5 protein-coding genes are annotated in these 7491 nt (G+C 63.8%); all 5 read right to left on the bottom strand.

Translation table 11 applies throughout. The annotated features are described in order from the left end of the window. Positions 1-1189: tetratricopeptide repeat protein (locus tag HX846_RS18975; protein ID WP_178965890.1), on the bottom strand; the 1189-nt coding region annotated here is incomplete at its 3' end. Further along, a complete protein-coding gene (gene bcsZ, locus HX846_RS18970) occupies positions 1171-2367 on the bottom strand; it encodes a cellulose synthase complex periplasmic endoglucanase BcsZ (protein ID WP_008435713.1) in 1197 nt (398 codons plus the stop codon). The genes bcsZ and HX846_RS18975, both read right to left, overlap by 19 nt. Further along, positions 2364-4622, bottom strand: a complete 2259-nt coding sequence (bcsB, locus tag HX846_RS18965; RefSeq protein ID WP_008435714.1) for a cellulose biosynthesis cyclic di-GMP-binding regulatory protein BcsB — start codon at positions 4620-4622, stop codon at positions 2364-2366. The genes bcsZ and bcsB overlap by 4 nt, the downstream gene beginning before the upstream one ends. After that, positions 4619-6838, bottom strand: coding sequence for a UDP-forming cellulose synthase catalytic subunit (bcsA, locus tag HX846_RS18960; RefSeq protein ID WP_177021033.1), 2220 nt, complete (start codon positions 6836-6838; stop codon positions 4619-4621). The genes bcsB and bcsA overlap by 4 nt, the downstream gene beginning before the upstream one ends. Next, a partial coding sequence (locus HX846_RS18955) for a cellulose synthase operon protein YhjQ/BcsQ (protein WP_178965889.1) occupies positions 6835-7491 on the bottom strand: 657 nt, incomplete at its 5' end. The genes bcsA and HX846_RS18955, both read right to left, overlap by 4 nt.

Raw genomic sequence — 7491 nt, 5'->3', positions numbered from 1 at the left:
CCTGGGCCTGGAAACCCGCCAGTGCCACGGCAGCGCCGGGCTGGCCAGGGTTCAAGCGTTCGGCCTGGGCCACCAGGTCGCGGGCCTGGCTGCCGCGCCCGCCACGCTGGGCGTCACGGGCCTGGTTGAGCAGGTTCCAGTAGCGCACATCATTGAGCGCCGACTGCCATGCCGCGCCACCCGGCAAACGGGTGGCCTGAACCAGGTAGCTTTCAGCCTCGCTGAAGCGCTGCTGCTGTTGACGCAGCACGCCCATGCCGCCGAGGGCATCGACGTCATTGGGTTTTTCGTTGAGGCGCGCCGCCAATAGCGGCTCGGCGGTTTTCAGGTCGCCGTCATCCAGCGCCTTGAACGCCTTGGTCATCTGCGGATCACGCTGCCAACCGGCGCCGGTCTTGCCTTGGGCAATGCCCTTGTTCATCAGCGCACGGATTTCGCTGTCGTCCGGATGCGCAGCCAGAAACTGCTGGAACAACGGCACCTGGTCGCTCTTCGGCGGGCCGAGCCAGATCAGCGCAAAGCGCCAGGTTTCATCGGCGTTGCCGCCCACGTCGTTGTTCGGTGCCAGCTTGGCCAGGGCGCGGATGCCGTCGGCGCGGGTGGCCGGGTTACGCGCCAGATGCTTGGCCAGGAACAGCGCCACAATCGGGTCGTTCGGCCGCTCGCGAGACAAACGCTGCAAGCCGGCGATGGCCTCGTTCGTGCCCTTGGGCGTGAAGCCCAGGGTGTTGTAATACTCGCGGGCAAGCAGGCCCTGGGGCTGGCGCCCCTGGAAGATCTGGCGATACAGCGCCACCGCTTGTTCACGCTCTTCTTCAGGCTCGCCGAGTTCACGGGCCTGTTCCAGCAACTTCGCGTTGGCCGGGATGTTGACGGTGATGTCCTGCTCCAGCAGCAAGGCCTGGCGCGGTACCGGGCTCAGCGCCTGCAGGCGGGCCAGGTACTTTTGCGCTTCGGCCGGACGCTGTTGTTGCACCTGGATCAAGCCGATGCCGTACAGCGCATCCGGCTGTTCGGGGCTCAGGCGCAGCAGTTTCTGCCAGGTCTCGAGGGCGCGTTCCGGGTTCTTTTTCGACTGCCAGTAATAGCCCTGCTCGATCAGCAGGCTTTGCGGGTCAGTGGTTTCGGCAAAGCTGGCGCTGGAAGCCAGGGTCGCCAGAATCGCAATGGCTAGCGTGTGACGGCGCATGCAGACTCCCAGGATAATTTCACCGTGCCGTCTTGTTCGAAACGGTACTTTTGATCAGCGAAGCCCTGGCCGAACAGGCTGAGCATGTAGTCGTAGTAAATCGGCTGGGCGCTGTCCGGGGCCGAAGGCGCGAGCGCCTTGGCGAGGGCGTCGTCGACTTTCTGCTTTTGCAATTGCGCCAGGGCGGTTTCGCCCCGGGCCTGGAAGAAGGCCATGGTGGAGGCCGAGAAACCCGTCGGCGTGTAGCCGTTGTTTTTCTCGACTTCACCGGTCAGCACGTGGACTTTCTCCGGCGGCAAACCGCTGACCGACGCAGCAGTGGCACGGGAAATCCCGCCCAAGGCCTTGAGCATCGGCGCGGCCAGCGGGTCGCTCTTGGCGGTCATGCCGGCCCAGAGGTAAGTGCGGATCGCGTCGTAGCTGCCCAGGTCATCGGAAAACGGGTCGACGATAAACAGCCCGGTGTTTGCGCTGGTGGCGCGATAACCGACCCAGTTGGCCGCCAGGCCATGGGGATTGCTCGGCAGGTCGGCGAGCATCTTCGCGTTGCTCTCGGCCACTTCGTTCCAGCCGGCGTTCGGGCGCTCTTTTGCAAAACGGCGCAGTTGCGGCAGTACTTGATAGCTGGGGTTGAAGCGCCACAGGCCACCCGCGTGTGCATAGCCTACCGGCCCCGGCAACAGCATCTTGCCCAGGCCCGGTACGCGCACGATCAGGTTGCGTTCAACGTTGGCCAACACCAGTTGCGCGTCGCTGCGGTACTGCGGTGCGTTCCACACGCGCGCGGCTTCAAGCAACGCATAGGCCATCCACAAATCGGCGTCGCTGGCGGAGTTGCTGTCGATCGCGCCCCACTTGCCATCGTCACGCTTGCCCCACAGCCAGGCCGGCAGGTTCTGGCCGATGTCGGCGCCCGCCATGTTGGACTTGGTCCAGGTCCAGAGCTTGTCGAAGGTCGCCCGGTCGTTGCCCACCAGGGCAAAGAACATCGCGTACGACTGCCCTTCCGAGCTGCTTTCCGTCGGCTTCATGGACGAGTTCAACACCCGGCCATCGTCCTGGATAAAGCGCTTGGCATAGTTCTGCCACAGCGGCCAATCGCAGGTCTGTGCCTGGGCGGCACCGGCAAGCAATGTGCTGCCAATCACCGCCAGGATCGCGCTACGCAAAGGGCTCATGCCAACCGCCGTTTTGCACGGGCACGCAGTGCCAGGTAGATCAGGCAGGTCAGCACCAGCAGCCCCAGGAAGGTAATCGCCAGCATCCAGCCCAGGTTCTGGGACAGCTGCCATTGCATGAATTTGAAGTAGTTCAGGTCGCCGACGTAGTACTGCTGGTCCGCGACCAACGAGCTGATCTGCGTGCCCTGCACCACCGCCAGGCTGCCCTGGATCGAGTCTTTGTAGTCGTCACCGCCAATCAGCGCCGAGGTCGCTTCAAGCAGGCCCTGAGGCTGGTTGCTGGCGATCAGCACCACACTGCGCCCGGCCTTGAGCGGCGATTGGAAGCCGGCGAACCAGGTGCTGTTGCTCAGGCCGCTGAAGGTGATGCCGGCATTGGCCGTATGCTGGTTGGCTGCGGCGTCCGGGCTGATCCAGCTGCGCACATAACGTGGCAGGTCAGACAACAGGAAGTGGTGCTGCAGGCCGTCACTGGTGGCCGGCAGGTATTGCTGCCATTGCTGCAGCAGCGGCTGGTTGCCGCCGGTGGCGAGCACCAGCAGGTCTTTGTCGGCAACGCTTTGCACGTCTTTGGCCTGCACCACTTTGACGGCGGTGGCCGGGTAGCCGGTGGACTCGCCGAAGCGGCCCATCACAGTCAGGTAAGCGCTCAATTCATCGGTGCCGACGTTGTCCGGCATCACCACCGCCGACTCCGAAAGGTCAGCCAGGCGGGTGAACGGGAAGCCGGAGTCGTTGAACACGCCCAGGTTCGGCATGGCGATAAAGTGCTGGTAGCTGCTCAGGTCCAGGCTCGAGTCCGGGTCAATCGCACCGCGCATGTTGTCGACGATGATGTCCCGGCATTCGCCTTCCTTGATGTAGTCGTACATGAAGCGCAGTTGCAGCTTGGACTTGGGCGAGGCCGAGCTGATCGGCAACAGGGTCGTCACTTCACGGGGCAGGGTTTCGTCTTTCTTCAGCTGGTCCAGCAGGCTCTGCCCACCGCCCAGGTTGCTCACCGACGGCAACGCGACAGACTTCATGAACTGGTCGTTCAGGCCGATCAGCAAGGAGGAGTTGGTGGACACCTGCTGCGGCGTGTAGCGGTATTTGACGTTGAGCGGCACGCCCTCTTCACGCCAGTTGAACAGGTCGGGCGGCAGGCGCAGGTCGACGCTGATCGGGCCCGGGTTGTAGCCGGAGACGTTGAGCTTTTTCAGTTCTACCAGCTCGCCAAGGCGTACCGGACGGTTGCTGGGCAGCCAGTTCGGCGCGTCGTAAGGGCTGCGCGGGGCCAGGGTGTCGAGCCTGGTGATGACCACGCTGTTGCCGGTCAACACCGGGTTGCCCAGCACCACGGCGGTGGCGGCACGCTTGAGTTCGGCGCCATCCCGGCCGGAGACGATCAGCAGCTTGCCATTCGGGTCGTTGGGGTTGGTGATCAGGGTCAGGGTCGGCCCTTTAGGCTCAGGGACCGCCACACCGTGTACGTCCACGGCCTGGGTACTTTGCACCAGCACGATGGCGTTGCCCTTGGCCGGAATCTCGCCAAGGGTGGTCGGGAACGTCGCACCCCGGTAGCTGGCCAAGCCGCCTACCCACGACGACAGCGCGCCGGCAGCTTCCAGCGCGGCGTTGTCCGGCGCGCTGGCAAACACGAACGGCAGGCTGACCTGGCGCGCATCGCGCTTGTCGAAGAACGGCAGCGGCAGCACCGACAGGTCGTCTTTCAAGACGATCGGCTGCACCTGCACTTTCAGCTCACTGCTGTTGCTGATCTTGGCCCACAGACTGCTGTGCAGCGGGTCTTCACAGGACATGGTGTAGTGGCCGATGAACTGCAGGCTCAAGCGGTTGAATTCGGTGATCAGGTGCGCCGGAATCTGCACCAGTTTTTCCTGCTGGATACCTGCGCCCTCTTTGGGCAGCGGCAGGCTGGCGGCGACTTCGTCGTTGACCAGCACGTTGATCTGCGACAGGTCCGCCAGCAGCGCCGGCGAGTAGCTGTACTTGAGCAACAGTTGCGCGCCCTTCACCACTTCATCGGCACGGATGTCGAAGTTGACGCTGTCGGACGCTTCCACGCCTTGCAGGTTCATGGTGTCGCGACGGCCCAGTTGCTTGAGGGTCAGGCTGTAGCCGTCGTCAGTGCTCTGCACCGCAACAGCGGGTGCAGCGGCCTGTGCCTGCGAGCCCAGGCCCAGCAGCGAAGCGATCATCAGCGCGAGCACGCCGCGCGACTGCGGGCGGGCAAATAGTGTGGAAGTCATGGCTTGTCCATCAGCGTATCGAGCGGTTGTGAGGGAGTGCGGCGCAGGGCCAGACGCAATTCATGCAGCGTGGCGCGACCCAGGGTAAACAGGCCGCCGATGCCGATGGCACCGACTTCACGCAGGGCTGACAACGGTGTATCGGGCTGGCCGGCGCCCCAACTCGCGGCCCAGGTGTCGGCGCGGGAAAACGTCAGGCGTACCAGTTCGCTTTGTTGGCGCAGGGACAGTGCATCGAATTGCGCGCCAATCTGCGCGCCCTTGCTGAACACCACCCGCGCCTGGAACAGGCTGTCTTGTCCGTTGCGCGACAGCACCAACTGCAACTGTTCGCCCCGGGCAATCTGGTGCCCGTCGGCGAGGATCAGGCCGAAGCCGTTCTGCGAGAAATCCTGGGTCGTGCCTTTGAGCACACGACCGTCGGCGCAGATCACACTGACCGGCAATTTCGCGCTGACCCGCGGCTCGGAGCGCACTTGCCGCGCTTCGGAAGCCACCGCCACTGCAGCGCTGGTGATAATCAGGTTGTAGAGGGTCCAGGTCAGGTTGATCGCCACGGTGACCGCGGTGGACTCGTCGCCCCAGATCAATTGATACAGACCGAAGCACAGCCCGACCAGGTTCACCGCCAGCAGTACCAAATACGGCCGGGCGAGTTTCCAGTCAAAGAACTGCTTGTCGATGATCCCGCCCTTGTCGGTGACGTTGAAGCCGCCCGCCTTGGGGTTGACCAGCGCAACCAATACCGGCGGCAGGATGTACCAGGCCAGTACGGTCTCGTAGACCTCGTTCCAGAACGAGTGGCGGAAGCGCCCCTGGATCCGCGAGTTGGTCAGGCTCGAATGCACGAGGTGGGGCAACACATAGGCGACAATCATCAGCGCCGAGGCGTGGAAAATCTGCGCGCCGAAAATCAGGTAGGCCAGCGGCGCGGTGAGGAACACCAGCCGCGGCAAGCCATAGAAGAAGTGCAGCATAGCGTTGGCGTAGCAGATGCGCTGGCCCCACTTCAGGCCTTTGCCCAGCAGCGGATTGTCGGTGCGGAAAATCTGCGCCATGCCCCGCGCCCAACGGATGCGCTGGTTGATGTGGCGTGACAGGCTTTCGGTGGCCAGGCCCGCGGCTTGCGGGATCGCCAGGTAAGCGGTGTTGTAGCCCAGGCGGTTGAGCTTGAGCGCGGTGTGGGCGTCTTCGGTGACGGTCTCGACGGCCACGCCGCCGATTTCCAGCAAGGGCTTGCGGCGGATCACCGCACACGAGCCGCAGAAGAACGTCGCGTTCCACAGGTCGTTGCCGTCCTGCACCAGGCCGTAGAACAACTCGCCCTCGTTGGGCACGGCGCGGAAGGTGTCGAGGTTCTTTTCAAACGGGTCGGGTGAAAAGAAGAAGTGCGGCGTTTGCAGCATCGCCAGCTTGGGGTCCTTGAGGAACCAGCCGAGGCTGACTTGCAGGAAGGAACGGGTCGGCACGTGGTCGGCGTCGAACAGCGCGATGTACTCGCCGTCGGTGACCTTCAACGCTTCATTGAGGTTGCCGGCCTTGGCGTGGAAATTGTTGTCGCGGCGGATGTAGTTCACGCCGATCTTGCGGCAGAAATCGCGGAAGTCGTCGCGACGGCCATCGTCGAGCACGTGGACGCGCAACTTGTCCTTGGGCCAGTCCATCGCCTGGGCGGCGAAGATGGTCAGTTTGACGATGCTCAACGCCTCGTTGTAGGTCGGGATGAACACGTCGACGGTGGGCCACTCCGACGGTTCGGTCTTGAGCCACACCGGCTCGCGGCGCAGCGGCCAGGCGGTTTGCACGTAGCCGAAGATCAGCACCACCAGCGCGTACAGCTCGGCGAGCACCAGGCCGTAGCCGAACAGCATGTCGAGCCAGGTTTCAAAACCCAGGGTGGAAGTCAGCCGCCAGTACATGTAGCGCAGCGACGCCACCAGCGACAACACCACCAGCGCGAGGATCGCCATGCGCCCGGGAATCTTGCGCAGCACCAGCACCGCGAGGAAGCACACGGCGGCAAACAGGCATTGGCTGTAGAGGTCCAGCGGGGCGCTGACAATGCTTACCAACAGCAAGGTGCCGACCACACAACTGATCACCACCAGCACTTTGCGCAGCGTATCGGGCCAGCGATTGAAGCGCGAAATCGCGGCGTCCAGCCGCTGCTCGGCGCGCCCCGGAGTGTGGGGCGTAGAGGACGTAGTGTCGGTCATGGAAGGTCCGAATCGATGCGTTCGAGCAGCGTGCGGCACAGGGCGTGAATGTCCTGGCAGCCGAGACTGTTGACGGTAGGGTCGAGGGGATCGCGGCCGCAGGCCTGGGCTTCGCTGAACACCGGGTCACGGTGGACCGTGCCGAGCAGTGCATCGCCGAGGCGGGCCTTGAACACTTCGGCCATGTCCAGGCTGAAGCGGTGGGCGCCGTCGAGTTGGTTGATCACGTAGTAACGCAGTGGCGGTTTTTCGCGCTCAAGGTACGGCGCCAGCACGCTGTCCATCTGGGCCAGGGTGCTGAATGAGGAAACATCCGCCTGCACCGCCACCAACACCACGTCTGCCAGGGCCATGGCCTGGTGCAGGTACACCGTGTTGCCGGCGGGCACGTCGATCACCACCGTGTCCTGGCCATTCAACTGCAAGCCGGCCAGGTGCCGGGGCAGCCATTGGGCGTCTTCGCCGAGCCAGCGATTGAGGTTTTTTTGCTGGTCGTTGTTGGTCTCACCGAAGGCCACCAGGCGGCAACCGGCAAAGCCGCGCTCAGCCAGGCCTTCCCAGGACTCATTGCTCAAGCTCGTCGCGCCGATGCCGGGCAAATTCAGGCCCAGGCACAAGTGATGACGCAGGGCATTTTGCGGGTCCAGGTCCAG

Origin of the sequence: Pseudomonas sp. K5002 (genome assembly GCF_013386655.1) — a bacterium.
In the GTDB taxonomy this organism is placed as follows: Bacteria; Pseudomonadota; Gammaproteobacteria; order Pseudomonadales; family Pseudomonadaceae; genus Aquipseudomonas.
This window is presented reverse-complemented; position numbering and strand designations above follow the sequence as displayed.

Excerpts from the sequence above, each read along its gene's own strand:
- bcsZ (WP_008435713.1), bottom strand. The coding sequence starts at position 2,367 with ATGAGCCCTTTGCGTAGCGCGATCCTGGCGGTGATTGGCAGCACATTG.
- bcsB (WP_008435714.1), bottom strand. The coding sequence starts at position 4,622 with ATGACTTCCACACTATTTGCCCGCCCGCAGTCGCGCGGCGTGCTCGCG.
- bcsA (WP_177021033.1), bottom strand. The coding sequence starts at position 6,838 with ATGACCGACACTACGTCCTCTACGCCCCACACTCCGGGGCGCGCCGAG.